Below are 23941 nucleotides of genomic sequence, written 5' to 3' on the forward strand. Positions count from 1 at the left end.
GACCACAAGTTTGATGCTTTTCTTGACTCTCTCCAATTTTTGTCCTGTACTTAGACCAGCGATACCACTCTCCCGAACTGCGAACGGATAACCACAGTAAAAACATGGCAATTAAACCGCCTTGTTCGGGTGCATTAAAAGCGAAAAAGACCAAAAAAACACATAAGGCATCTTCAATAAAAACAATCCATAATGGTAAGCCTTGTAAGCGAAAGAACCAACCCACCTGCACTAACTTGAGGACAAAGGCCAAAAGTCCTCCGACTGTTGCCACAATCCATAAAGGTTGTAATTCTACCGAACTAATTTTAATGGCTGTAATGGCCATCAACCCGCCGACTACAGGACTGAGCATTAATTGCAAAACTTGGTTGACTCGTTGCCCTAAAAGTTTTTTGGAACCAAAGAGTTCAAAGAGCGACCAACTGGTTAAAATTCCCAATAAAACTGGGGGATGAATGGCAGACAATAATGGCACGTTATACCAAAGACTATCGCTTTGCAGCAATCCGATCGCTAATAAAGGAAGCGCAATTCTCATCCCGGCGGCGGCGGCGGCGGAAAGTGCGGCTAAGAGTCCAACAAGCACGATGGTCATACCTACAACGTAACGAAAAGCTCTGCACCCTAAACAATTGATTTCAGGCGCTCTCTCAATTTGAGCGATTCCTTACTCTCCATTTTGCCTTCTTTTGTTAAAAAGTGGACGATGTTATGAACCTTTGTCATTTAAAGTATTTCAATATATTTCTAAAAATTAATTTTTGTCAAAAAGTAACATTTTATACTGTTTTTCTGTGTTTTAATGTATTGTAAGGACAAAACAATTAAGTGCGGTGAAAAATACCGGATTAACCAATCTCTGTTAGTATTTTAAGACTCCCAAACAAGATGTTAATAAGTCGCGAGAACCGCAATTGGTGAGCGGAAAATAAAATAAGGAAAGGAAGACTTACTTTTCTTTCAGAAGTATTGAATTGTGAGGTTTTATTTTCGCCGATATTTAAATGCGTTCTGAGAATCAAGATGAGGTTTAAATTCAGTTATGACGATCGCAGCACCCGCAGATCAATTATCGCTGTCTTTGTTGGCAGATGCCAGCAGCCGCCTCGAAGAGGCATTAAAATATGTTTCTATTTCTGAAGATGCTTTGGGCCGTTTAAAATACCCTAAAGCCAGTTTAAGCGTGTCTATTCCCGTGCGAATGGATAATGGCTCTTTGCGAATCTTTCAAGGCTATCGAGTGCGTTACGATGACACGCGAGGACCGGGAAAAGGAGGCGTTCGCTATCATCCCAATGTGACATTAGATGAAGTGCAATCCCTTGCTTTTTGGATGACTTTTAAAGCTGCATTAATGAATCTCCCTTTTGGGGGAGCAAAAGGGGGAATTGCGCTAAATCCGAAAGAATTATCCCGTCAGGAATTAGAACGCTTGAGTCGGGGATATATTGATGCGATCGCGGATTTCATCGGACCGGATGTGGATATCCTTGCACCGGATATGTACACCAATGCGATGATTATGGGCTGGATGATGGATCAATATTCGATTATTAAGCGAAAGGTCAGTCCGGCGGTGGTCACAGGGAAACCCGTAATGATGGGGGGATCTCAAGGTCGCAAGACGGCGACGGCAATGGGAGCATTTTATGTTATTAATACCCTTTTACCTTACTTCGATCGCATTCCCGAACGCACGACGGTGGCCATTCAAGGATTTGGGAAGGTGGGGGGAGCTTTGGCGGAGTTATTGGCTAATGCGGGATATAAAGTGGTCGCAGTGAGCGATTCTCAAGGGGGAATTTATTGCGATCGCGGCTTGGATATTCCCAGTATTCGTCAATATAAAAACGAAAGTCGCAGTATTAAGGCAGTGTATTGCGAAGATACGGTATGCAGTATCGTCGAACATGAAGTATTAACGAATGAGCAATTATTGGCTTTAGAGGTTGATGTCTTAATCCCAGCCGCTTTGGAAAATCAAATTACCGCAGCCAATGCGAATAATATCTCTGCAAAGTATATTTTTGAAGTGGCGAATGGTCCGATTACGTCTGGGGCCGATCGCATTTTAGAGAAAAACGGAATTTATGTCTTTCCCGATATTCTGGTCAATGCTGGGGGAGTCACCGTGAGTTACTTTGAATGGGTGCAAAACCGAAGCGGGATGTATTGGACATTAGAAGAAGTTCACCAACATCTAAAACCGAAAATGGTTGAAGAGGCACAAGCAACATGGAAGATCGCCCGAGAGTACGATACCTCAATGCGAACGGCGGCTTATATTCACGCCCTCAACCGTCTCGGAGAAGCCTTAGATGCGAAAGGGACGCGAGATTATTATGCTAATGGTAAAGATTAAAAGTTTCTTAAATGAATTATTGGCGATCGCTTGAAGTGGGCGATCGCTTTTTTTGCGGCTGAGGGTGAGTTGAGGATGCTATCTTACAATATAGTCAATCAACAAGGGAACTTACTCAATGAAACTGTCTCGATGGAGTCTGGCCTTAGTCGCTGGAATGGCTGCGATCGCGATTCCTCGTCCTCTCTTTGCTCACACCGATCTTTATCCTGCAAACAGCCGGACTCTTTTTCTCACAGGCTGCATTTTGGATGAAGATAATGCACCGGATTTTTCCAAGCGAGAAGAAGTGTCCGAACGAGTCGGGGCTTGTGTCTGCTTATTAGAGCAATTCCAACAAGATTATTCCCACGAACAGTTTACCGCACTATTTGGCGCACTAGAACGAGGCGATCGGGAAGCCCGCCAAGAAATGGGCAATTTCTTGAGAAATCATGTTCCCGGTTGTTTGGCCCGACTCGAGCGCTAAAATAAAACTCATTACCCAACCCTTAACGCATCTACAATTTTCTCTGTTGTGGATTAAAAGAAACTTCATGTCATCGAGACGAGAACTCAATCCTCTCCTCATCGAGTCTTTTGTTCGCTTGATTGCTCAACGAACGGGATTAGAAATCCGAGATCGCGATCGCAAAATCCTCGAACGCACCATTTTATCCCGCATGAAGTCTCTTCATTTATCTGCGGTTAATTCTTATTACGATCGTTTAGCTGTGGAAACCCAGCAAAACTCGGAAGAATGGCAAAATGTAATCGGTTTGCTTACCAATCCGGAGAGCTATTTTCTACGCGATCGCGGTCAATTTTCTCTGCTCAAACACCGTATTTTTCCAGAACTAATCGAACGCCGCCAATCAACAAAAAACCTGCGGTTGTGGAGTGCAGGATGCTCTACAGGAGAAGAGGTCTATTCTTTGGTGATTTTACTCGAAGAATTGCTACCCGATATCGATCGCTGGGACTTGTTAATTTTAGGAACGGATATTAACCTGACAACATTACAAAATGCGAGGGAAGGATTGTATGGAAATTGGTCGTTTCGGACTGCGGATACAGAACTACAACAACAGTATTTTCATGAAACCGATAGCGGCTATCTTCTGCGCGATCGCATTCGTCAACGCGTACAATTTCATTACACTAATTTAGCTGATTGCTCTAATTTTCACTACAATGATTCAGATTATTTTGATTTAATTATTTGTCGTAATGTCTTTATCTACTTTACACCAATAGCAACGCAAAAAACTCTCAATACTTTTTCGCGATCTCTGGCTTCTGACGGCTATCTTCTTACAGGTCATGCAGAATTATACGGACAAGATTTAAGTTTATTTCAAAGTAAAATTTTTCCCGAATCAATCCTTTATCAAAAAAATATAACCAAAAATACCGTCAGCAAACAAGAAACAGAGGAAGGTTTTCAGGCAAAAAAACTAGCTAATCCTTGGTTCGTAAATCCACCATTACAATTAGAATCTTGCGATCGACCCGAGCCATTCTTAAAACAACAATTGCAAAATAGTATTTCCTCACGAGATCGTCAATCTTATAAAATTCCTCTATCTAGTCCGATTTTGCTTGAAAAGCAAACTCAGATTTTGCCAGAACAATTTCTCCAAGAAGCTGAAATATTATTTTTGCAAAAAGAATATATTGCCGCGATTGCAAAGGCAGAATGTGCCTTAAAATTAAAACCCCAGAGTTTTAATGCTTTTTATCTTTTAGCTCAAATTTATGCCAACTCCGGACAATACCAACAAGCAAATAACTATTGCCAGAAAGCCTTAGAAATTGATAGCTTTTCAGTTGCTATTTATTATTTACTCGCCCAAATTGCTCGAGAGTGTGGCAATTTTATAAAAGAAAAGCAATACTACAAAAAAATTGTTTACCTTGAACCTTATTCAATCTCAGCTTACCACGAACTCGCCTATCTCTACCATTGCGAAGGCGATCGCGATCGCGCCAATAAAATGTACTATACTGCTCTAGAACTGGAAAGACAAGCCCAAAAATAGGAAGCCAGCAACCAACAACAAATATGCAAAATTATCTAACATTTAGTTTGGGTCAATCTGTCTACGGTATCGAAACATCTGCCGTTGAAGAGATCTTTTTTCTTCCTGAAATTACTCCGATTCTCGATGCACCTCGCGAAATTGTCGGATTGATTAATTTGCGAGGCGAAATTCTCCCTATTATTGATATTTATTTACGCTTTGGCTATCATGCTCTCGAATATTCTTTAACAGATAGTATTATTGTTATTCATTGGCAACAGCGACGAATTGGAATTATTGTTAATCAAGTTCGCGAAGTTTGTCAATTGTCGATCGCAGAAATTGCTACCCATATAATTTATGAAGGAGAGGAAGAAGAAGGCAAGGAATTATCCTTACAAAAAGGGATCGCACGAATTGAAGATAATATTATCGTTTTGCTCAATCCTGAATCTTTAACCTTGACGGCGAAACAGAATAGCGATCGCGACCCAGAAAAGTTAATCGATTTAGATATTAATGATTTAGAGGAATTAAACAGAGAACCCGAACAGGAATTACAACCTATTCGCATATTTTATGCCCATGCAACTTCAGAAGAAAGAATAATTCTCAAAAAACGAACTGTTGCATTAATGCAGCAAAATGAAGTAATCGATACTCATCGATTTATTCCTTTAGCTATTGTTAGGTTAGGAAAAGAAGTTTTTGGAATCGATCTAAAAATCGTTCGCGAATTTACTGAAATTGTTAAAATTACTCCTATTCCTTGTTGTCCTCGTCATATTGTCGGAAATATTAATTTACGCGGAGAAATTGTCACTTTAATTGATATCTGTAGCTTATTAGAGCTACCTTGGATCGAGCGATCGCCGCAGACTAAAGTTGTTATTGTTGACGTTGACGGTTTAGTTACAGGTGTTATCGTTGATGAAGTATTTGATGTTCTTTTACTCGATCCTGCGGAAGTTGCTCCAGTGCCAACTGCTATTCATGCGATTAAAGATGAATACTTACAAGGGGCAACTGTTTATCAAGAAAAGATGCTCGGACTTTTAGATCTCGCTAAAATTTTAACTCAGGGAGATTTAGTTGTCGATGAAGTAATTTGAGAATTGTTAAAAGTTTTTTTAACAATCCGTAATATGATAATGGGTATAGTAGCGCGATCGCAGGCCAAAATCTTACAGGAAGCGATCGAACTCAATTTCCCGTTTAAGCTGTTCGATTTCTGGATTCATCCACCCGATTCTACTCAATAAAATAATCTGAGCCATAAAAAACAGCAGAATCAAAAGTTCTGCTGCTTGAGAATTGTCAATCTGGTTCTGAAATAAACGGCGATCGTTTGCCGTTTATTACCATTTCAATAGATTAAACTGCTCCATATCTACCGTATTTCGGTTGCGATAAATAGCCAGAATAATTGCTAATCCGACTGCTGCTTCTGCTGCAGCCACCGTAATGACAAATACCGTAAAAACCTGACCTTTGATTGCCTCTGGATCGAGAAAGTTAGAAAATCCCATTAAATTGAGATTGACGGCATTAAGAAGCAATTCCACCGACATGAGAACGCGCACTGCGTTGCGACTGGTAATTAAACCATAAATGCCGATACAAAATAAAGCCGCCGCTAAAATGAGAAAATACTGAAGTTGTAAGTGCATAAGTGTTGAATATTGAGAGATTAATTTTCAGGAGAATTACTCGCAATCGCTGCGACATCTCGAGGACGTTCTGGTAATTTCAAATCCGGTTGCGGTTCTTGGGAGGGAGAAGAAACTGCCGGAATAAAATCTCGACGCGCCAGAATAATTGCCCCCACCATTGCCATTAAAAGTAATACCGAAGCCAGTTCAAAGGGCAAGAGAAAATCACTGAAAAAATGTTTGCCGATCGCGACAACTGTTCCAGTTGTTCCCATGGTGTCATCAATCGTCCACGGGGTGGCTAAAACCATTGTTCCCAATAAAGCAAATAAACCCCCACACACGACCGCCGTTGCTCCTTGGCGAATCCAGCGATTTTTAACGGGAGCAAAATCTTCCTGCTTGTTGACTAACATAATCGCAAACAAGATTAAAACATTAACCGCACCCACATAAATCAAAATCTGTGCAGCCGCGACAAAATCGGCATTGAGCAAAATATACAGCCCGGAAATACTGATAAAAACCAAGCCCAATAAAAATGCCGAATAAACAATTTTATCGAATAAAACAACCCCTAAAGCGGAACCAATCGTCAGCACCGCTAAAACAATAAAGGCTATATCTTGAACTCCTTCTGCTAAATTCACGTTTTCTCCTTGTTAATTTTTGTTATTCGTGATTGGTTGTGTGCTATGACTCGTTAATCTCTTCGGGGCGTTTCCCGGATCTTTGCGATCCTTGAGGGAGATCGTGAGGGTCGGTAACTCCTTTGGGGAGATAAGCAAATTCGCGCAAGGGCGTTACCATTGGGTCTTGCGTCACTTTATAAGGCAAGCGTCCCAAGGCGACATTATCGTAATTGAGTTCGTGGCGATCGAAACTGGCGAGTTCGTATTCTTCTGTTGCAGAAAGGCAATTGGTGGGACAATATTCAATGCAATTGGCACAGAAAATACAAACCCCAAAATCAATACTGTAGTGATTGAGCTTTTTCTTCTTCGCGACTTTGTCAAATTCCCAATCGACGACGGGTAAATTAATCGGACAAACGCGAACGCAGACTTCGCAAGAAATGCACTTATCAAATTCAAAATGAATTCTGCCGCGATAGCGTTCCGAGGGAATCAGCTTTTCGTAAGGATATTGGACGGTGACGGGACGGCGCTGCATATGATCGAAGGTCACGGAAAGACCTTGACCGATATATTTTGCGGCTTGCACCGTTCCTTTAGCATAGTCGCTAACTTGTTTGAGAAAATTAAACATTCGTTTGTTTCGGGATTGAGTTTAGGGCAGGAATGATAGAAATGAGTTGTCAATCAAGTTTTACCCGATCGCATTCTTTTCTATCTTCCCCCCTTTGACAGGAATTAACGGGTGACTGGTGACTGGAAATCAGCCACCAAAGGCAAAAGGAAAAGCTAATTTTAAAGCTGCCGTGATGAGAAGGTTAGCCAAAGCAACCGGAAGGAGAAACTTCCATCCCAGATCGAGAAGTTGGTCAATGCGAACCCGAGGCACTGTCCAGCGTAAAAGAATGGCAATGAAGACGAGAAAATATGCTTTGAGAACGGTCATAATGATCCCCAAAGAAGCTGTTACGACTTGCAGCCAAGGGGTTGTTTCGCTCACTCCCAACCATCCCGCGACCTTATCGAGGGGAATGGGAAATTCCCAACCGCCGAGATAGAGAATTGCTACCACTAAGGCAGAAAGAACGAGGTTGATATAAGAACCCACATAAAAGAGTGCAAAACGCATTCCCATGTATTCGGTTTGGTATCCTGCGACCAATTCTTCTTCCGCTTCGGGTAAATCAAAAGGAAGGCGTTCGCATTCAGCCAAAGCAGCGATCCAAAAGATGAGAAAACCGACGGGTTGTCGCCAAATATTCCAACCCAAGATGCCATAACCGGATTGTTGTTGGACGATATCGATGGTGCTGAGACTATTGGACATCATCACCACGGCGAGGACGGCTAAAGCGAGAGGGATTTCATAACTAATAGACTGAGCCGCTGCCCGCAAACCCCCTAAGAGGGCATACTTGTTATTGGAAGAATAGCCCGCCATCAATAAACCGATGGGGGCAATACTGGAGATGGAAATCCAGAGAAAGATACCGATATTGAGATCCGAAATGAGCAAATTTTGTCCGAAAGGAATGATGAGATAGGACAAAATAACGGGAATGACGACAATAGCCGGACCGAGGGTGAATAAGATGGGATCGGCTTTGGCGGGGACGAGATCTTCTTTGAATACGAGTTTGAGACCATCAGCGACGGGCTGTAAAACCCCGAGGGGACCGGCATATTCGGGACCGATGCGCTGTTGGGCGGCGGCGGAAATTTTCCGTTCTAACCACACGGTTACTAAGACTCCGACGACAGAGGCAATTAGCACTAAGGTCATGGGAATGGGAATCCAAAGGGCTTTAGCCGCATCTGGGGATAGTCCCAATTCCGTGAGGGTTTGAATAAAACTTCCTTGTAAGTCGATTCCTGAGTTCATTGAGCGATCGCAATCTATATAATTTGGACGGCTAGATTTTAATAACCCAGCTTTATCGAGGTTGATTCTCCGATCTAGAATACCTTACGACCCACATTATTTGAGAATAAGCCTGTCTGTTGGCAGACAGGCTATCAAAATGGAGTGAGAAGACTCCCGCTAGAACCCAAAGGGTTTAGCGGCGAGATGAATCGCGACTCAAAAGACACTCGACCCAAGGGAGTCTACAAAACTTGATGTTCTGAGTAAGTAGTGTTAAATTCGAGCAAGAGGAGGTCAAGATGTTAACAATTACTCACGAGTACAAATTAAAGCCAACAGCCAAGCAAATCGAGATTATCGAACAGACCCTAACGGTCTGTCGCTCGGTTTGGAATTACGCCCTCAGAGAGCGTAAAGATTGGCTGAATTCTCGTAAGTCTCTCGTTAATGCTTGCTCTCTCGAAAAGGAATATATCATTCCGGCTGACGCAGCTTTTCCAAATTATAATTACCAAGCCAAGCAACTAACCGAAGCCAAGAAAATTCATCCCCTACTCAAATCTGTCAATGCTCAAGTCCTCCAACAAGTCTTAAGAAGGCTGGAGCGTGCCTTTGAAGATATGAAATCGAAAGGACTGGGTTTTCCTCGCTTTAAGAATCATTACCGGATGCGCTCATTTGTGTATCCACAAATGCTCAAAGACTGCTGGCAGGGGAATCAAATTAAACTCCCCCAATTAGGATGGGTCGAATTCAGAAAATCGCGAGAAATTCCCAATAATTTCAAGGTCAAACAAGCCAGAATCATCAGAAAAGCATCAGGTTATTTTATCGCTTTGTCACTGCAATTAAATATCAATATTCCCCAACCTTTTCCTCACGGTCATCCTAGAGGTTTGGATTTGGGATTTGATAAATTTGTCGCGACGAGTGATGGCGAAGAAGTCAAGCGACCTCGGTTTCTCAACATTCTGCAACGCAAGATTCAATTGCTGCAACGCAGGCTTAAAAAGAAGCAAAAGAGGTCAAACAATCGTCGGAAATTAAACCAGAAAATAGCTCGGCTGCATCAAAAAATCTCGGACGCTCGCAAGGATTGGCATTTTAAGTTAGCTCATCATCTTTGCGATGGTGCGGGCATGATGTTTGTTGAGAATATCAATTTTGTCTCATGGCAAAGGGGAATGTTGTCTAAACATTCAGCCGATGCTGGATTTGGGCAATTTGTCACCATCTTGCAATGGGTGTGTTGGAAACGAGATGTTTACTTTGCCAAAGTTGACAAAGACAGAACTTCTCAAGAATGTCCCCAATGCGGAGCGCATACCGGGAAAAAGACTCTCGATGTCCGAGTTCATTCTTGTCCCGAATGCGGATATTGTACGTCCAGAGATGTGGCGGCGGCTCAAGTGGTCAGAAATCGCGGGATTTCGGCGACGTTCAATCTAAAATCGTCTGAGTCCGGGCTGGGCTTAGACTTCAATCAAAATGCCTGTAGAGATGGTCTAACGGGGGCAAGGGTAACTTTGTCTAGTCAAGAATCTATGAAGCAGGAACTCCCAATCGCGAGTTTGGGAATCTCCCGTCAGAATCTTTGATTTGACGGGAGAGGATGTCAAAGACTTCGCTTAATTTTCTTTTCGCAATGAACTCATCCCTAAGCCCGCGATCGCCATTTCTTTGCGATAGCGAACGGACGAACCCACGGGAATCAGCGTGCTGAGACGATTCTTTGCAGTTTGGGCATGGGTTTCGGGTTGTCCGTTGACCCAATCTGGTGCGTTAATACAGGCAAGTTGTGCGAATATCTGCGTTTCTCCTTGCTGCAAAATGACAGTATCGCCATCAATGATGCGATCGACAACAGCAGAGGCGGTTTGGGCTTTGAGATTTTGAGGAAAAAATAAAATGCAGGTAGAAATAACGCCAGCGATGGGATAGACCCAAGCAAATACTTTTCTCATTTTAATTTAGTCATCAATTTTGTTCTTTTGTCGACTGTAACACTAACAAAACTGACTTAAATTTTTGAAGTGCCGCTCCTACAAGTGTCTTCTTACTAAATGCACGAGCCGTTCGGCACTATCTGCCACGGCTAACGTTCCTGCATTTTCTGCCATTTTTGTCAACTCATCAGGAGAATTCAATAAATGCAAAACTTCTTTTTCTAAGATTTCTGGCGTTAACTGATTTTGACGATAAATTAACGCGGCTTCTGCTTCCTTAAACGCCAAACCATTGTAATATTGATGGTCTTCTGCGGCGAAAGGATAGGGAATTAAAATGGCGGGAGTTCTTGTTACTGCCAACTCAGTTAATGTTCCTGCTCCTGCCCGACTAATTGCTAAATTTGCCCGTTGTAAGAGTCCGGCAATATTATTGTAAAACGGGCGAACAAAATAATGAGGATGCTGAAAACTGTCCGCATCAGGATCGCGATCGCCAGTCAAATGTACGATATATGCCCCAGCATCCAGCCAAGTTTTCGCGCAATCTCTCACCAATTGATTCAACGCAACTGCCCCTTGAGAACCCCCCATTACGACGATTAAAGAGGCATCTTCGGGAATGGGAAAATCAAGGGGTTGAGGGCTGAGAAATGTTTCTCTAACGGGGGTACTGACCCAAACCGTTTTCTCTTTGGGTAAAGACTTTGCGGCCATCTCAAGCCCGATCGCAACCTGCGTACAAAGAGGAGCGAGTAATTTTGTTACCTTCCCCGGAATTGCGTTGGATTCGTGAATAATAACTGGAATGCCGCACCATCGCGCCGCTAAAATTGCAGGAGCGGCAATATAGCCCCCTGTTGTAAATACAACATCGGTTTTTAATTGCTTGAATAACTTTCTAACTTTAAAGACCGCACGGATTAGGCGATATAAAACGAGAATTGATTTTAATCCTCGCGATTGAAAGCCCTCCACATTGACGACGTGCAAAGGATAATTGGTTACGAGGGTTTGCTCGAGGCGACCGGGTACTCCGATCCAATCAATTTTCCAGTCGGACAGGCGTTCCGCAACGGCTAACGCGGGGAAGAGATGACCGCCAGTTCCGCTAGCAGCGATCGACAAGCGAGGAGAAGTTTCAGACACGGAGATTGAGAGTTTGCTATAACTAATAGGATGGCTGTATTTCAACCTATCATCAATGGGCAGTTTTGCACGAGTGGGGAGTCAAACAAGAACTATGTTAAAAATGGGCTGGCGAGTTTTACTAGCAACGGGATTGAGTTTGGGATTAACTCTGGGAATGGGGGCAACAGTTCGCGCCCAAGACCAATATCCTCGCAATACGCCATCGGAGTTGAAAACTTTTTTAACGCGGTTGGAAAATGCGGCAAATCGTCACAGTTCGGATGAGATTGTGCAGTTCTATAGTCCGGATTTTACCAACTCTGATAACTTAGATCGTTCTCAACTGTCGGAAAAGTTGCAAACCTTGTGGGAAGAGTATACGAATCTCAATTACTTTACCCAGTTGGATTCTTGGCGACAGGAAGGAGATAGCGTTGTTCTGGAAACCACCACGTTTATTACTGGAACGCGCACGGATAACGGTCGGGAAATGCGAATGAAAGCCAAGATGCGATCGCGCCAATTCTTACAAGGAGAACAAATTACTCGCCAAGAAATTCTCTCAGAACGCACGGAAATTTTGATGGGAAATAATCCGCCAGAGGTGACAATTAATCTCCCCGATCGCGTCGCACCGGGAGAACAATTTAATTTTGATGCGATCGTAACAACGCCTTTGGGAGAAGATTTGCTCCTCGGGGCAGCCGTTGAAGAAGCAGCAAAAGGCAATCTTTATTTTAACCCCGAGACCTTCGATCTAGAATTGCTCCAAGCTGGAGGACTCTTCAAACAAGGCACGGCACCAGACGAAAGCGGCGATCGCTGGATTTCTGCCATTCTGATTAGTGGCGAAGGAACAATTGTGATCACCAATCGCTTGCGAGTCGAAACAGAAGAATGAGAAGAGAGGGAAACTAATATCCGATTGCGATCTCGAGATTGCGAATGTGTAGATACAGAAAACGTCGATCGTCTTGGCGATCGATGTTTCTTTGGCAATGCGATCGCAGCACCCCCAACAAAACTTAAAACGAAAAGGACTGCGATCGCTCAAATCGAGAGCTACAATATAAACGCTTTTCACCCCAACCTCCTGCATTGTGAACTGAAATTATGGCGCTAATCGTCCAAAAATTTGGCGGCACCTCCGTGGGATCCGTCGATCGCATTCAAGCTGTTGCCCAAAGAATTTGCAAAACCATTCAACAGGGAAACTCTGTGGTTGTCGTTGTCTCCGCAATGGGGAAAACCACCGATATGCTCGTGGGACTGGCGAATCAGGTCTCTAGCACCCCTTGCCGTCGGGAAATGGATATGCTTCTCTCGACAGGGGAACAAGTCTCTATTGCGCTCTTAAGTATGGCACTGCAAGAATTGGGACAACCCGCTATTTCCCTCACCGGGGCGCAAGTGGGGATCGTGACGGAACAAGACCACAGCCGCGCCCGTATTTTGGACATTAAAACCGATCGCTTGCAACGCCACCTCGAAGAAGGGAAAGCGATCGTTGTTGCTGGATTTCAGGGCATTAGCAAAAGCAAAGATCTCGAAATTACCACCCTCGGACGCGGCGGCTCCGATACTTCCGCCGTTGCCCTCGCCGCCGCCCTCAACGCCGATTGCTGCGAAATCTATACCGATGTACCGGGAATTCTCACAACAGATCCTCGTCTCGTTGCCGAAGCTCAGTTAATGCCGGAAATTACCTGCGATGAAATGCTCGAACTCGCCAGTTTAGGGGCAAAAGTCCTCCATCCTCGCGCTGTGGAACTCGCCCGCAATTATGGTATTCCCCTCGTCGTCCTCTCCAGTTGGAGCGATACCCCCGGCACCCGGGTTATTCCTCCACCGCGACAAGGGCGATCGCTGGAAAACTTGGAAATTAATAAAGCGGTGGATGGGGTAGAATTCGACAAAGATCAAGCGAAAGTCGCACTCTTACGCGTCCCCGATCGCCCCGGCATCGCCGCCAAACTCTTCAGAGAAATTGCCCATCACAGTGTTGATGTCGATCTTATTATCCAATCTATCCACGAAGGCAATACCAACGATATCGCCTTCACGACCGCTAAAAATGCCCTGAAGCCCGCCGAAGCTGTCGCCGAAGCGATCGCGCCGATCCTGCGCTTTGATAACAGCCCCAACTCCACAGAAGCAGAAGTCTTCGTCGATCGTCATATTGCTAAAGTTGCCATTATCGGAGCTGGCATGATCGGTCGTCCGGGGATCGCTGCCAAAATGTTCTCGACCCTTTCTGACGCAGGGGTAAATATCAATATGATTTCCACCTCGGAAGTTCAGGTGAGTTGTACCATTGACGAGGACGATTGCGAAAAAGCGATCGCCGCCCTTTGCAAGGTCTTTGAAATTCGAGCGTCTTCCCTCGAAAGCGCCCCCAAATCACCACCTTCCCCCAATACTCCCCCAGTCCGAGGGGTCGCTCTCGATCGCTCGCAAGCGCGTTTGGGCATCCGTCATATTCCCGATCGCCTCGGTATGGCGGCGCAAATTTTCGACCTCTTAGCCCAACATCGCATTAGCGTCGATACCATCGTCCAATCCCAGCGATGTCAGATTATTGCAGGCTCTGCCAGCCGCGATATTGCCTGTACTATCGCCCGTGCCGATGCGGTTGAAGCAAAAAAAATTCTCACTGAGATTGCCTCGGATTGGGGGTTGGGGGACATTTCTATCGCTACGGATATCGCCAAAGTGAGTATTGTCGGTGCGGGTATGATCGCTCATCCGGGAGTTGCCGCGCAAATGTTTGCCGCCCTCGCTCGAGCGCAAATTAATATTCAAATGATTGCCACCTCAGAAATTAAAATTAGCTGTGTTGTCACCGAAGCCGAAGGGGTTAAAGCCTTGCAAACCGTCCATGATGCCTTTGCCCTCGGGGGAGGCGATCGCATTGAAGTTCCCGTTTAATTGTCACTCGTCGAGGACAAATAACGGAAAAACTTCTGATGAATCTCTTGATATTTTGTCAATTTATGACTTGACAAAATCATTAAACGGTGGTATCACTCTTGAGACTACCCTACGCGGGCAAAGGGGCAACGGCAAAAGAAAATATCCCGATTGCAAGCCTCCATCTTACTTAAGCGGTTGGTATTGCTCATTATTTATTGTTCATTGAAATGACTGCTGCTCCTCTTCCTCACCCTCAATCCTCACCTAACAATAGTTCTCTCTCTCAAAATCCCCCGATTGCTGTCCTCAAAGATTTGGTCGCGCGGTTGCATCGGGAGCAAAATCGCATTCAAAACCTCCTCAGTTCGTTAGGATTTGCCCTCCGCAGTTTTAACAATCTCAATCAATTTCTCGAAATCGTTCCCTTGATGGCTGCGCGGGTGACGGATGCCGACGGAGGGGCGCTTGTTTTACTGAAACCCAATGGCCAGCCGCGCTTAGAGCAATTACATTGCCAAGAAGGGCAGGCCTGTCGGGATATGCGGCGATCGCTCGAACGCATTACACGAGAAATGGGTTTGAGTTCTCCTGCTGCTCCTGCCGTCACCTCCTTTAAGCCCCAATTGCTAGACGAGGAATTGAAAAGAGATTTAGGCGAGGAAATTCATGTTTTCGGCACCCCGATTCTCGTTAAAAATGAAGACCGAGGCAGACTTTATATTTTTAGTTACGATCCGAACTATAGTTGGACCTCGACGCGGAAAAAATTAGTGCAGTTAGTCGCCGATCAAACCGCAGTCGCGATCGCCAATAATGAACTCACGAACGAACTTCGCAAAAAAGAACGCCTCGATCGCGAACTGGAAATCGCCTCGGAAATTCAAGATCATTTATTTCCCAAGCAATGCCCCATTATTGCTGGAGTGAAATTGGCGGCGCGATGTCAAACCGCCCATCGCGTGGGGGGAGACTATTATGATTTTATTCCCGCCAATTACGAGCAATTTAGTTCCGATCCCCAACAGTTTCCCTCTTCCATTCCTTGGAGTATCGTGATCGGCGATGTGATGGGCAAAGGCGTACCGGCGGGGCTAATTATGACCATGACCCGGGGAATGTTACGAGCAGAAGTTCTCAATCGTCATTCTCCAGCCAGAATTCTCAATCATCTCAATCGGGTCATGTATGACGACCTCGAGAAATCCCATCGTTTCTTGACATTATTTTACTCGGAATACGATCCCCAAACGCGCATTCTATCCTATACGAATGCCGCTCACAATCCTCCCTTACTCTGGCAAGCCGCGACGCAATCTATTTGTAAATTAGATACTTGGGGAATGCTGATTGGCTTGGAAATTGACTCTCAATATGAAGACGATCGCATCCAATTAGAAACAGGAGATACGGTAATCTATTATACCGATGGTTTTACCGATGCCGTCAATCAAGAAGGCGAACGCTTTGATGAAGATCGATTATTGCAAACCATCGAACAAGCCTGCAAACAAGGCGATCGCCCGCAAGCTATTTTAGATTTCCTGTTCGATCGCCTAGAGCAGTTTATTGGCGCGGGCAATCATTACGAAGATGATATGACTTTAGTGGTCATGCAGGTTGGCAATGAATAATTATTCAATTCGCAATTCGTAATTAATATATCGGGCGATTGAGGTTGTAAAATGCAAAAGAATCAAACTACTACACGAGGAAAAATAAAATGATGTTACTGACGGGATTAGATGCGATCGCCACAAATTTAGCGAATTTATCAATGGCATTCCCTCCTGTTTCTCTTGATGGGATGTTTCTGGCACAACAAGTCAGCGATCCCAATGTCATTGGGCAAATGCAAGATGCGTTTAACAATTTCATTTCTTCTGGTCAAATTTGGGCTTTAATTATTGGTTTTATTATTGGTTATGTTGTTCGAGGTCTAACAGCAGGCTAATTATTCAGTCACCAGTCACCAGTCACCAGTCACCAGTGACAAAACAGGGAAATTTTATCCTTTATTCTTCATCTTTTATCATTGCCATGTCAAAACAAACGTGGAGCGATCGCTTTGAAAGCGCTTTAAATCCGGTTATTGCTCAATTTAATGCCAGTATTGGTTTCGATATTGAATTGCTCGAGTATGATATTCGTGGCTCTATCGCTCATGCCAAAATGTTGGCGCATACGGGCATTATTAGTAAAGATGAAGCCTTGCAATTGGTGACGGGATTGGAACAAATTCTCCTAGAATACCAAGAAGGTCGCTTTAATCCGGGCATTGAAGCTGAAGACGTTCATTTCGCTGTCGAACGCCGCTTGACGGAATTGGTGGGAGATGTGGGGAAAAAGCTGCACACGGCGCGATCGCGGAACGATCAGGTGGGGACGGATATTCGTCTTTATTTACGCGATCGCATTGAGGAAATTCGCGAACAAATCCGCGATTTTCAGCACGTTCTCCTCAAACACGCCGAACAGAATGTCGAAACGACGATTCCCGGTTATACTCACTTGCAACGGGCGCAACCCTTAAGTTTGGCGCATCATCTCCTTGCCTATTTTCAAATGGTGCAACGGGACTGGGAACGTTTGGGAGAAGTGTACAAGCGCACGAATATTTCACCCTTGGGATGCGGGGCTTTAGCAGGAACGACTTTTCCCATCGATCGCCACTATACTGCCTCGGAGTTGGAGTTTGGGGGCTTATATGGCAATAGCTTGGATGGGGTCAGCGATCGCGATTTTGCCATTGAGTTTCTCTGTGCCTCTAGTTTAATTATGGTGCATCTGAGTCGTTTAAGTGAAGAGCTTATTTTGTGGGCTTCTCAGGAGTTTAATTTCATTACGCTCAAGGATAATTGTTCCACGGGATCGAGCATTATGCCCCAAAAGAAAAACCCGGACGTTCCCGAGTTGGTGCGCGGGAAAACTGGGCGAGTTTTTGGTCATTTACAAGGGCTGTTGGTATTAATGAAAGGATTGCCTTTGGCTTATAACAAGGATTTACAAGAAGATAAAGAGGCTATCTTTGATGGCGTGCAAACCGTGCAAGGATGTTTGGGTGCAATGACGGTATTATTGCGAGAAGGCTTGGAATTTAACCGCGATCGTCTCATCAGTGCGGTGGATGAAGATTTTTCCAATGCGACGGATGTGGCGGATTATTTGGCAGCCAAGGGAGTCCCTTTTCGTGAGGCTTACAATTTAGTCGGGAAAGCGGTTAAAACCAGTTTAGCGGCGGGAAAATTGCTCAAGGAACTGACTTTGGAGGAATGGAAAGAACTTCACCCCAAATTTGAGGAAGATATTTATGTGGCGATCGCGCCCCAGAAAGTGGTTGCAGCCCGGAATAGTTATGGGGGAACGGGCTTCGAGCAAGTTCGCAATGCCATTAAAGAGGCAAAAGTACAGCTATTGGAACATAGCACATCTTAAAAAGGGTATTGATTAATAAGGAAGTTTTGCGGGCAAATCATTTCACTACTCTGAGAGATTATCTGGATCTAATCCCATTGCCTGCAAGCGCTCTTGCAATTCCTGCAAAGCGGTTTCAGCCTGTTCTGCTCTGAGTCGCTCCTGTTCTGCTCTGAGTCGCTCTCGTTCCCGTGCAACTTCAGCTTGCTCTCTCGCTTGTTCTACCTCATCGTAAGTTCTCAAATACTCCTCTGTCCGAGGATTAAAAAACCGTAAACGCCCATCTAACAATAACCGCATTTCCAACGCCAACACCTCCGAAAATAGAGATATCGAGCCATCGTCTAAAATCTCTGGGGTGATAACTTGATAAGTTTCTTCTATCAAACGCCGACCTTTCAAAGGCGGATTGAGATAGTCTCCTGTCGGGTCATATTGAAAATACTCTGAGACTCCCATTTGAGCGTAGATAATAGGCTTATCTCGGTCATCCTTTTGATGAGTGCTGGCTGAAGTCACTTCTAGTACCCAACTGGGGATTCTGTCATTTTCTTCCCAAACTCGATAGCTTCTGCGAGGTCGCTTTGTCACCCCAAACACCACAAACACATCGGGGCAAACTACTGCATCCGGTACACCTCGCTCGTAAGAGAGCCAAAGATTGCCAGAAACATAAGCATCTGCTCGGTCTTGGTAGTAGAGTTTCAGGGATTCTACCCCATAAACAAGATAATCTCGTGCGGGATCGCTTTCTGCCATCGGTGCGCCATCCGGTTCCGGGTAGATAATGGGGGTTTTCAAAGATGAGAGAGTCATCGTTACGAAAAATGAGGCAATATTATTTAGTTTAACGTTTTCTCTAGTCCGAGTAAAAATGAATCAAAGTCTTTCGCCAGCAATCGTTTTACCGATCGCTCTCAACAAGGAAGAAATGAGGTGAAAAAATTTTAGTTTGCGAGAGTGAAAAAAATATGCGATTATCGGGGACTTAGCAGTTATCGCAATCCTTGGTCGCGATCGCCGACTCCGATTCACCCATTGCCCTCGTCCGTGCCATGAACCCTAATTGGATCGTACCCGCCCAACGTCTTAAAGCACTACCCCCTTACGTTTTTGCTCGTCTCGACGAACTCAAAGCCCGCGCCCGAGAGCAAGGGTTGGACTTAATCGATTTGGGGATGGGCAACCCCGATGGTTTTGCCCCGCGTCCTGTGATTGACGCGGCAATTCAAGCATTCGATAATCCTCTCCATCATGGCTACCCTCCCTTTGAAGGAACCGCCAGTTTTCGCGGTGCGATCGCAACTTGGTACAAGCGGCGTTATGGAGTCAATTTAGACCCAGACAGCGAAGCCTTGCCTCTTTTGGGTTCCAAGGAAGGGTTAACACACCTCGCTTTGGCTTACGTCGATCCGGGAGATATCGTCATCGTTCCCAGTCCTTCTTATCCCGCTCATTTTCGCGGTCCTCTCATTGCTGGGGCCACATTACACCAACTTCAGCTTTCTGCGGAAAATGATTGGTTGATCGATCTCTCTGCCATTCCCGAAGACTTGGCACAACGGGCTAAACTCTTTTATTTCAACTATCCCAATAATCCCACCACCGCCACGGCCCCGAGAGAATTTTTTGAGGAAATCGTCGCCTTTGCCCGCCATTACGAGATTTTATTGGTTCACGATCTCTGTTATGCCGAACTCGCTTTTGATGGTTATCAACCCACCAGTTTATTAGAAATAGAAGGAGCTAAAGAAGTGGGGGTTGAATTCCACACTCTTTCTAAAACTTATAATATGGCGGGCTGGCGCGTGGGCTTTGTTGTGGGCAATTCCCGTATTATTCAAGGGTTGCGGACCTTAAAAACAAACTTGGATTACGGTATTTTTGCCACCATTCAAAAGGCAGCAGAAACAGCTTTACAATTGCCCGATACTTACGTGCAGGATGTGCAGGAACGCTATCGCAGCCGCCGAGATTTCCTCATTGCAGGCTTGGCAGAATTGGGCTGGAACGTTCCGAAATCCAAAGCGACGATGTATTTGTGGGTACCTTGTCCCGTAGGCATGAAATCCACGGATTTTGCCTTAGATGTATTGCAAACTACTGGTGTTGTCGTCACTCCAGGTAATGCCTTCGGAGAAGCAGGAGAAGGTTACGTGCGTATCAGTTTGATTGCCGATCGCGATCGCTTGGGCAAAGCTTTAAACCGTTGGCGAAATGCGGGAATTCGCTATCAGCCCGAAGAATCTCTCGTTTCGGCCCTCGGCGATGGCCCAACCTAGCCCGTATGTTACAAGTTATTACGAATCAATTGCAATTTATCAAAAACAATAAAGTTTAATAAAGTCCTCTGATCATCTCGAAAACAGGGTGATAAATTAAAGCTAGATGCAACGAGGCTGAATCCCTCGAACCAAAAGTAAGGTTGATAAAATTTGCATCTCCTAATTATCAATCTCTTCAATCGAACCAATCGCTTTAAATCTCTGGATCGATTGCATCAGCAAAAAAGTTAAGTGGATTCTCTATTGTAGAACTTCGATCGATGCTTGCTTTCTAGATTCGCTTTCTAAATGTAGAAAACGTCATGTGAAAAACGTTATGTAAAAAGCGTTGCCAATGAACGCTAAATGAATAGAAAGAACAATCAATGCTATTCATTTTTCCATTTAGAAGCTATTGAGAAGTGAGTGACTGTTATTGAGTTGCAATAGTAGGAATAAAAACCACGGTCATCGCACCTGAAACGGCGTTCTGATGCAAGGTTCGCGTTAAAAGATAAGATTGGTTGAATCCAGATCGGTTGAATCCAGTCCACCTTAGTTCAAGAAAGCTAAACATATTCTCCATTACAGTCGTTCGATTGAAACCCGCCCCACTCCATGCTAAATTTTGACCCAATGGGAATGATTTAGCTAAAGGGCGGGTTAATTATGAAAAAAACAGCAGGAAGGGGGCGATCGCACTCTCGCCTTTTGTCGTATGATAGTAAACGAGAATGAGTATCGGTAGTTGAGTCTTGCTAGTCTTAGAGGTTTTCCAATTGAGTATTAGCCACAAGCTTTCTTCCGAATTCCAATCTCTACATACTATCCAATTAATTCGCGAGGTCAGCTATGACAGTGTATGTCGGTAATCTTCCCTATGATATTTCAGAGGAAGATTTACAGAACGTTTTTGCAGAATATGGTTCTGTCAAGCGGGTGAAAATGCCCATCGATCGCGAAACGGGGAAGCAACGAGGTTTTGGTTTTGTCGATATGGAAGAAGAAAATGACGAAACGACGGCGATCGAGAATCTTGATGGCGCGGAGTGGATGGGTCGCACGTTAAAGGTCAATAAAGCCAAACCTCGGGAGCGCCGGACTTCCAATCGCAGTTGGGACAATAGCGATCGCAATTTCTCATCGCAGCGCGATCGTTATTAAGGTAGGAAGAGACAACTAAAGCTAATGATAGAGTTAGAGGATAGACAATAAAGCTATCCTTTCCTGTCTTATATATGTTTTATGTCTGTCATCTGTTTATCAATTGAAAGGCATCATTGCCGAAGTTATTTGCACATAATGAAAGCGGGAGGATATTGAATGGCCCAAGTTGTTCTTGGCGAAAACGAGCAGTTAGAATCAGCATTACGCCGATTTAAACGCAAAGTTTCTCGAGCGGGCATTTTTAGCGATATGAAAAAACATCGTCACTTTGAAACGCCCGCACAAAAACGCAAGCGAAAAGAACTGGCAAGACATAAGGAAAAACGTTGGCTTCGCAATCGTAAAAAACAATCCTAGATGAGGAGTCTAGAGTTTTAACGATCGCTACGAGAGCGATATTTACTCGAGTACATTTGCTATCGAGTCAATGAGCTTATCTTGCTTTTCGAGGCAAAATACCAAAAGAGGGATTTTTCAATCCCTCTTTTTAGATGTTAATGAAATGCTAAATTTCGGCGTAAGCGCGATCGATGATATGTTTGGCGATCGTTTGCGTTCCGGTATGCTCGTAGTAATTCGTAGTCATATCAAGGAAAGCTGCCAAATAATCGAGCTTATCGTCAGCAATTTCAACGTATTTGCTTAACTGTCCGGTAATGCGATCGACGGTTAAACCTTTAGACTCGACAAAATTATTCATCCAACCTGTTACGGAACCAAAACTATTACCGATAAAAGCCAATTTCCCCGAGGAACTTCCCCCCGGAATCATCTCGCTAACTTTACTAAAAGTCGGATGTTTTTCCAACTCATTTGCACTCAACCCTTCAATAATATCTCCGGCTTTTTGAATGAAATCCGGACCGAGAGGAATCATGGCATCAAAGCAAACTAACGCGGCCATTCGCATAATCGATTCGCCACCATAATCGGCCAAAGACTTGACAAAATCGCCGATATTATCTCCCGGAATGCCATTAATCGAACAGAAGGCCAGTAATTCGACCACAATTTTCAGGCTCAGATCGATACTTTGCGCTTTATCAGCTTTAGGGGTAACTTTATTGAGAAAGCCGAGAAAACCGATTTTTTCTCCGACCTTATTGGCTAAAGCCGCCGCACCCAATGCAGTATCGGCATTATCGACGGTTTGATACAGCCACATTGCCCGTTGATAGCCCTCAGATTTGTCATTGTAGAGCCAAATCACCCGCTCGCCAATTTGATGAATGAGATCGTCGTCATCTTCTCCGGTTACTTGGCGAATCGTGTTTTTAAAACCGACAATGTTTTCCCATTCTCCAGGAGCGACAAAATCGAGGGCATTTAAGGCTTTAACAGTGATATTTCCTGTTGCTAAATTGTCGACAATTTCATAAAACGGCTTGCTCATTGTTTTCTCCAGTATTTGTTAATTGTTTTGGCAATTCAATATTATTTAACCAATCCGGCTAACCCGGAAAGATTGAACTTTTTCAACCAATCTTTGCGATCGCTTTCAGCAAAGGCTGCATCCTTAGACATCACTTGAACTTGCAAGCGACCTTTGACCAAGACTAAGGTTCCCTTTTTGCCTTTTTTGGCGACGGGATAGCCATTAATTTTTTCTTGACTGCTGGCATATTTTTTCGCGGCATCAGGAGTGCTGGCAATGTCCGATACTGAGAGTAAAGCAACTTCTTTCCCTGCTTTTTTCAGCTTAGCTTGAGCGAAACCTTTTTTCTCTTGGGAGAAAACGACATCGTAACCATTCCCGGGCTTGGGAAAGAATTTGTTGAATTTCGAGCCTTGAATAGCTTCTTTCGCAACGGCCTTTGCTTTGCGCTTGCTGCTTTCTTTTTGAGTGTCTTTAAACTCTTCCTTGGTATCTCGTTTGGTTTGTCGCGTTGGGGCTGTATTAGCTGGTTTGGCAAGGTTTTGCAAAGCAGTGAGATTGAACTTGGCGAGTAATGCCTTGCGATCGCTTTCGCTAAAATTAGCATTGCGAGAGAGAACTTTCACCTGAAAGCGATCGCCAACCAGAACACCCGTTCCTTTTTTCCCTTGACTGGCAGCCGGAAATCCATTAATTTTGCTCGTACTGCTCGCATATTTCTGAGCAGCCGAAGGATTGCTCGCCGTATCGGAAATGGACATCACAGCCAATTCTGTACTACCCTTTTTCCATTTTGCTTGAGCAAATCCCGCTTTCTCTTGGGTATAGACGACATCATAGCCATTCCCGGGTCGAGGGAAAAACCGATTAAATTTTCCCCCTGCGATCGCATTATCAGCAACCGCACTGGCTCCTCGCTTGCTGCTTTCTCTTTGAATTTCCTTGAGAGATTTCTGAGGGGAGGCTTGAGGACTGGTTGAGGGACTTTCTGAGGTTGTCGTGGTGACATTTTGCTGTCGGCTTTCTCGGTCAGCTTGGGCAAATTCTGAAGGCGTTGAGGATGAGCAAGCGGTAAAGCCAAACACCGCTAGCAAAATAAAAATTGCGAATATCTTCTTAAATTTAAACAAGTGCATCTGCCCTCCGTCAAAATTGGACTCAGTTCCTATTGTGGCTTGCAATTTTCAGATTAACGCGATCCTTAACTTTCCTTTA

Annotated in this window: 24 protein-coding genes; 14 read left to right on the plus strand and 10 right to left on the minus strand. The window is 44.4% G+C overall.

Annotated elements, in window-relative coordinates:
• The coding region (locus tag AC6RV6_RS22930; RefSeq protein WP_500243243.1) for a DUF4126 domain-containing protein at window positions 1-589 on the minus strand (589 nt) is incomplete at its 3' end.
• 456 nt (window positions 590-1045) lie between these two features.
• Between AC6RV6_RS22930 and AC6RV6_RS22935 the strand changes: the two genes are divergently transcribed.
• From AC6RV6_RS22935 to AC6RV6_RS22950, 4 genes are all read left to right on the plus strand, one after another.
• Entirely contained in the window at window positions 1046-2365 is a 1320-nt protein-coding gene (locus tag AC6RV6_RS22935) for a Glu/Leu/Phe/Val family dehydrogenase (RefSeq protein ID WP_500243206.1), read from the plus strand.
• A gap of 118 nt (window positions 2366-2483) precedes the next feature.
• On the plus strand, window positions 2484-2834 hold the full coding sequence (locus tag AC6RV6_RS22940) for a hypothetical protein (protein ID WP_500243207.1): 351 nt from the start codon (window positions 2484-2486) through the stop codon (window positions 2832-2834).
• A gap of 67 nt (window positions 2835-2901) precedes the next feature.
• Entirely contained in the window at window positions 2902-4386 is a 1485-nt protein-coding gene (locus AC6RV6_RS22945) for a CheR family methyltransferase (protein WP_500243208.1), read from the plus strand.
• Between the two features lie 23 nt (window positions 4387-4409).
• Entirely contained in the window at window positions 4410-5480 is a 1071-nt protein-coding gene (locus AC6RV6_RS22950; RefSeq protein WP_500243209.1) for a chemotaxis protein CheW, read from the plus strand.
• 246 nt (window positions 5481-5726) lie between these two features.
• Here the strand turns inward: AC6RV6_RS22950 and nuoK are convergent, their stop codons facing one another.
• From nuoK to nuoH, 4 genes are all read right to left on the minus strand, one after another.
• The gene (nuoK, locus tag AC6RV6_RS22955; RefSeq protein WP_500243210.1) at window positions 5727-6038 is read right to left on the minus strand and encodes an NADH-quinone oxidoreductase subunit NuoK; all 312 of its coding nucleotides are present in this window, start codon (window positions 6036-6038) and stop codon (window positions 5727-5729) included.
• Between the two features lie 20 nt (window positions 6039-6058).
• A complete protein-coding gene (locus tag AC6RV6_RS22960) occupies window positions 6059-6670 on the minus strand; it encodes an NADH-quinone oxidoreductase subunit J (RefSeq protein WP_500243211.1) in 612 nt (203 codons plus the stop codon).
• Between the two features lie 43 nt (window positions 6671-6713).
• Complete coding sequence (gene ndhI, locus AC6RV6_RS22965) at window positions 6714-7289, minus strand: NAD(P)H-quinone oxidoreductase subunit I (RefSeq protein ID WP_500243212.1); 576 nt, start codon at window positions 7287-7289, stop codon at window positions 6714-6716.
• A gap of 129 nt (window positions 7290-7418) precedes the next feature.
• Window positions 7419-8537: an NADH-quinone oxidoreductase subunit NuoH gene (gene nuoH / locus AC6RV6_RS22970; RefSeq protein WP_500243213.1), complete on the minus strand. Its 1119-nt coding sequence runs from the start codon at window positions 8535-8537 to the stop codon at window positions 7419-7421.
• Window positions 8538-8818: 281 nt separating this feature from the next.
• Here nuoH and AC6RV6_RS22975 point away from each other — a divergent pair, with 281 nt between their 5' ends.
• The gene (locus tag AC6RV6_RS22975) at window positions 8819-10117 is read left to right on the plus strand and encodes an RNA-guided endonuclease InsQ/TnpB family protein (protein ID WP_500243214.1); all 1299 of its coding nucleotides are present in this window, start codon (window positions 8819-8821) and stop codon (window positions 10115-10117) included.
• Window positions 10118-10147: 30 nt separating this feature from the next.
• Here AC6RV6_RS22975 and AC6RV6_RS22980 read toward each other — a convergent pair whose 3' ends face one another.
• Window positions 10148-10483, minus strand: a complete 336-nt coding sequence (locus AC6RV6_RS22980) for a thermonuclease family protein (RefSeq protein ID WP_500243215.1) — start codon at window positions 10481-10483, stop codon at window positions 10148-10150.
• A gap of 78 nt (window positions 10484-10561) precedes the next feature.
• Complete coding sequence (gene murG, locus AC6RV6_RS22985) at window positions 10562-11614, minus strand: undecaprenyldiphospho-muramoylpentapeptide beta-N-acetylglucosaminyltransferase (RefSeq protein WP_500243216.1); 1053 nt, start codon at window positions 11612-11614, stop codon at window positions 10562-10564.
• A 55-nt stretch (window positions 11615-11669) separates the two neighbouring features.
• On the opposite strand from murG, the gene AC6RV6_RS22990 reads away from it, so the two are divergent.
• The 6 genes from AC6RV6_RS22990 (at window position 11670) to argH (ending at window position 17941) form a co-directional block, all read left to right on the plus strand.
• On the plus strand, window positions 11670-12497 hold the full coding sequence (locus AC6RV6_RS22990; protein ID WP_500243217.1) for a DUF8623 domain-containing protein: 828 nt from the start codon (window positions 11670-11672) through the stop codon (window positions 12495-12497).
• 24 nt (window positions 12498-12521) lie between these two features.
• Window positions 12522-12719, plus strand: coding sequence for a hypothetical protein (locus AC6RV6_RS22995; protein ID WP_500243218.1), 198 nt, complete (start codon window positions 12522-12524; stop codon window positions 12717-12719).
• Window positions 12710-14524, plus strand: a complete 1815-nt coding sequence (locus AC6RV6_RS23000) for an aspartate kinase (protein WP_500243219.1) — start codon at window positions 12710-12712, stop codon at window positions 14522-14524. Before AC6RV6_RS22995 ends, AC6RV6_RS23000 begins: the two co-directional genes overlap by 10 nt.
• Before the next feature lie 212 nt (window positions 14525-14736).
• Window positions 14737-16140: a PP2C family protein-serine/threonine phosphatase gene (locus AC6RV6_RS23005; RefSeq protein ID WP_500243220.1), complete on the plus strand. Its 1404-nt coding sequence runs from the start codon at window positions 14737-14739 to the stop codon at window positions 16138-16140.
• An 89-nt stretch (window positions 16141-16229) separates the two neighbouring features.
• Window positions 16230-16460, plus strand: coding sequence for a hypothetical protein (locus tag AC6RV6_RS23010; protein ID WP_500243221.1), 231 nt, complete (start codon window positions 16230-16232; stop codon window positions 16458-16460).
• Window positions 16461-16546: 86 nt separating this feature from the next.
• A complete protein-coding gene (argH, locus tag AC6RV6_RS23015) occupies window positions 16547-17941 on the plus strand; it encodes an argininosuccinate lyase (RefSeq protein WP_500243222.1) in 1395 nt (464 codons plus the stop codon).
• Between the two features lie 45 nt (window positions 17942-17986).
• Here the strand turns inward: argH and AC6RV6_RS23020 are convergent, their stop codons facing one another.
• Complete coding sequence (locus AC6RV6_RS23020; protein WP_500243223.1) at window positions 17987-18736, minus strand: Uma2 family endonuclease; 750 nt, start codon at window positions 18734-18736, stop codon at window positions 17987-17989.
• 239 nt (window positions 18737-18975) lie between these two features.
• Between AC6RV6_RS23020 and AC6RV6_RS23025 the strand changes: the two genes are divergently transcribed.
• From AC6RV6_RS23025 to rpsU, 3 genes are all read left to right on the plus strand, one after another.
• On the plus strand, window positions 18976-20202 hold the full coding sequence (locus AC6RV6_RS23025; RefSeq protein WP_500243244.1) for an aspartate aminotransferase: 1227 nt from the start codon (window positions 18976-18978) through the stop codon (window positions 20200-20202).
• Between the two features lie 834 nt (window positions 20203-21036).
• Window positions 21037-21348 (plus strand): RNA-binding regulator, encoded by a 312-nt coding sequence (gene rbp, locus AC6RV6_RS23030; protein ID WP_500243224.1) that lies wholly within the window; start codon window positions 21037-21039, stop codon window positions 21346-21348.
• Between the two features lie 159 nt (window positions 21349-21507).
• A complete protein-coding gene (gene rpsU / locus AC6RV6_RS23035) occupies window positions 21508-21708 on the plus strand; it encodes a 30S ribosomal protein S21 (protein ID WP_500243225.1) in 201 nt (66 codons plus the stop codon).
• A 148-nt stretch (window positions 21709-21856) separates the two neighbouring features.
• Here the strand turns inward: rpsU and AC6RV6_RS23040 are convergent, their stop codons facing one another.
• Window positions 21857-22744 carry a hypothetical protein gene (locus AC6RV6_RS23040; RefSeq protein WP_500243226.1) on the minus strand — a complete coding sequence of 296 codons (888 nt, stop codon included), beginning with the start codon at window positions 22742-22744 and terminating at the stop codon, window positions 21857-21859.
• A 41-nt stretch (window positions 22745-22785) separates the two neighbouring features.
• Entirely contained in the window at window positions 22786-23862 is a 1077-nt protein-coding gene (locus AC6RV6_RS23045) for a hypothetical protein (RefSeq protein WP_500243227.1), read from the minus strand.
• Between the last annotated feature and the right edge of the window lie 79 nt (window positions 23863-23941).

The sequence above is a fragment of the Spirulina sp. LEGE 11439 genome (genome assembly GCF_059821285.1).

Excerpts from the sequence above, each read along its gene's own strand:
- AC6RV6_RS22935 (WP_500243206.1), top strand. The coding sequence starts at position 1,046 with ATGACGATCGCAGCACCCGCAGATCAATTATCGCTGTCTTTGTTGGCA.
- AC6RV6_RS22940 (WP_500243207.1), top strand. The coding sequence starts at position 2,484 with ATGAAACTGTCTCGATGGAGTCTGGCCTTAGTCGCTGGAATGGCTGCG.
- AC6RV6_RS22945 (WP_500243208.1), top strand. The coding sequence starts at position 2,902 with ATGTCATCGAGACGAGAACTCAATCCTCTCCTCATCGAGTCTTTTGTT.
- AC6RV6_RS22950 (WP_500243209.1), top strand. The coding sequence starts at position 4,410 with ATGCAAAATTATCTAACATTTAGTTTGGGTCAATCTGTCTACGGTATC.
- nuoK (WP_500243210.1), bottom strand. The coding sequence starts at position 6,038 with ATGCACTTACAACTTCAGTATTTTCTCATTTTAGCGGCGGCTTTATTT.
- ndhI (WP_500243212.1), bottom strand. The coding sequence starts at position 7,289 with ATGTTTAATTTTCTCAAACAAGTTAGCGACTATGCTAAAGGAACGGTG.
- nuoH (WP_500243213.1), bottom strand. The coding sequence starts at position 8,537 with ATGAACTCAGGAATCGACTTACAAGGAAGTTTTATTCAAACCCTCACG.
- AC6RV6_RS22975 (WP_500243214.1), top strand. The coding sequence starts at position 8,819 with ATGTTAACAATTACTCACGAGTACAAATTAAAGCCAACAGCCAAGCAA.
- AC6RV6_RS22980 (WP_500243215.1), bottom strand. The coding sequence starts at position 10,483 with ATGAGAAAAGTATTTGCTTGGGTCTATCCCATCGCTGGCGTTATTTCT.
- AC6RV6_RS22990 (WP_500243217.1), top strand. The coding sequence starts at position 11,670 with ATGGGCAGTTTTGCACGAGTGGGGAGTCAAACAAGAACTATGTTAAAA.
- AC6RV6_RS23000 (WP_500243219.1), top strand. The coding sequence starts at position 12,710 with ATGGCGCTAATCGTCCAAAAATTTGGCGGCACCTCCGTGGGATCCGTC.
- AC6RV6_RS23005 (WP_500243220.1), top strand. The coding sequence starts at position 14,737 with ATGACTGCTGCTCCTCTTCCTCACCCTCAATCCTCACCTAACAATAGT.
- AC6RV6_RS23010 (WP_500243221.1), top strand. The coding sequence starts at position 16,230 with ATGATGTTACTGACGGGATTAGATGCGATCGCCACAAATTTAGCGAAT.
- argH (WP_500243222.1), top strand. The coding sequence starts at position 16,547 with ATGTCAAAACAAACGTGGAGCGATCGCTTTGAAAGCGCTTTAAATCCG.
- AC6RV6_RS23020 (WP_500243223.1), bottom strand. The coding sequence starts at position 18,736 with ATGACTCTCTCATCTTTGAAAACCCCCATTATCTACCCGGAACCGGAT.
- AC6RV6_RS23025 (WP_500243244.1), top strand. The coding sequence starts at position 18,976 with ATGAACCCTAATTGGATCGTACCCGCCCAACGTCTTAAAGCACTACCC.
- rbp (WP_500243224.1), top strand. The coding sequence starts at position 21,037 with ATGACAGTGTATGTCGGTAATCTTCCCTATGATATTTCAGAGGAAGAT.
- rpsU (WP_500243225.1), top strand. The coding sequence starts at position 21,508 with ATGGCCCAAGTTGTTCTTGGCGAAAACGAGCAGTTAGAATCAGCATTA.
- AC6RV6_RS23040 (WP_500243226.1), bottom strand. The coding sequence starts at position 22,744 with ATGAGCAAGCCGTTTTATGAAATTGTCGACAATTTAGCAACAGGAAAT.
- AC6RV6_RS23045 (WP_500243227.1), bottom strand. The coding sequence starts at position 23,862 with ATGCACTTGTTTAAATTTAAGAAGATATTCGCAATTTTTATTTTGCTA.